Source organism: Thermoactinospora rubra, assembly GCF_002093975.1.
In the GTDB taxonomy this organism is placed as follows: domain Bacteria; phylum Actinomycetota; class Actinomycetes; order Streptosporangiales; family Streptosporangiaceae; genus Nonomuraea; species Nonomuraea rubra_A.
Map to the genome: position 1 here is coordinate 1 of NZ_MSZZ01000120.1, position 1,406 is coordinate 1,406.

Below are 1,406 nucleotides of genomic sequence, written 5' to 3' on the forward strand. Positions count from 1 at the left end.
GGGAGTGTCAAGAAAAGGGTGTAACTAGATCTTGATGGGTTTCAGATGCGACCGACGGACAGGCGCCCGTCGAAGGCGATGTCGAAGGCGTTGAGCGCGGCCTTCCAGCGGATCATCCAGCGGGCGCGGCCCTTGCCGGTGGGATCCAGGCTCATCAAGGCCATGTACAGGCACTTGAGCGCGGCCTGCTCATTGGGGAAGTGACCACGTGCGTTCACCGCCCTCCTGAGGCGAGCGTTGATCGACTCTATCGCGTTCGTGCTGCAGATGACCTTGCGGATCTCCACATCGAAGGCCAGGAACGGCACGAACTCGGCCCAGGCATCGGTCCACAGCTTGACGATCGCCGGGTAGCGCACCTCCCACTTGTCGCTGAACTCGGCGAACCGGTCCAGCGCCGCCGACTCGCTCGGGGCGGTGTAGACGGGCTTGAGGTCCTTGGCGAGCTGAGGCCAGTCCTTCTTGCTCGCGTAGCGGAAGGAGGTGCGCAGCAGGTGCACGATGCAGGTCTGCACGATCGTCTGCTCCCAGGTCGCCGACACCGCGTCCGGCAGGCCTTTCAAGCCGTCGCAGACCAGCATGAGCACATCGCCCACCCCGCGGTTTTTGATCTCGGTGAGCACGCGCAGCCAGAACTTGGCGCCCTCGCCGTCGCCATGCTCGCCAGCCCACAGCCCGAGGATGTCGCGCTCACCGTCGACGGTGACGCCCAAGGCGAGGTAGATGGGCCGGTTGGCGACGTTGCCCTCGCGGATCTTCACCCGGATGGCGTCGATGAAGATCACCGGGTAAACCGGATCCAGGGGCCGGTTCTGCCACTCGGCCATGCCCTCCATCACCCGGTCGGTGATGGTGGAGATCGTCTCCTTCGAGACGCTCGCGCCGTACACCTCGGCCAGGTGCGCGGAGATCTCCCCGGTGGTCAGCCCCTTGGCGGCCAGCGAGCACACGATGCCGTCCACCCCGGCAAGCCGCCGCTGCCGCTTACGAACGATCTGCGGCTCGAAGCTGGCGTTCCGGTCGCGCGGCACGTCGATCTCGACCGGGCCGGCCTCGGTCAGCACGGTCTTGGCCCGGCGCCCGTTGCGTGCGTTGCCCTCTGGGCTGCCGCCGCGCTCGTGCTTGGCATAGCCCAGGTGGGCGTCCATCTCGCCCTCCAGGGCGCTCTCCAGCAGCTTCTTGGTCAGCTGGGCCAGCAGTCCGCCCTCGCCGGCCAGGCTCACCCCGCCGGTCTTGGCCCGCTCGGCCAGCATCGCCATCAACTCGTCGTCGATGAGGTCTTCAGGCTTCTTCGCCGAGGCCGGCTTCGGTGTGCCCGAGGACGTCGTCGCTGTCATGGGTTTCCTCCTCCAGAGGGACATCCGCCCCTCAGGTCTCAGGAGTTACACCCTTATTCGTACAGTCCC

General features: G+C 66.4%; 1 protein-coding gene. It reads right to left on the minus strand.

Going from position 1 to position 1,406, the window contains the following annotated elements:
- Positions 1-41: 41 nt before the first annotated feature.
- Positions 42-1,337: an IS256 family transposase gene (locus BSB02_RS39155; protein WP_084966067.1), complete on the minus strand. Its 1,296-nt coding sequence runs from the start codon at positions 1,335-1,337 to the stop codon at positions 42-44.
- Positions 1,338-1,406: the final 69 nt, after the last annotated feature.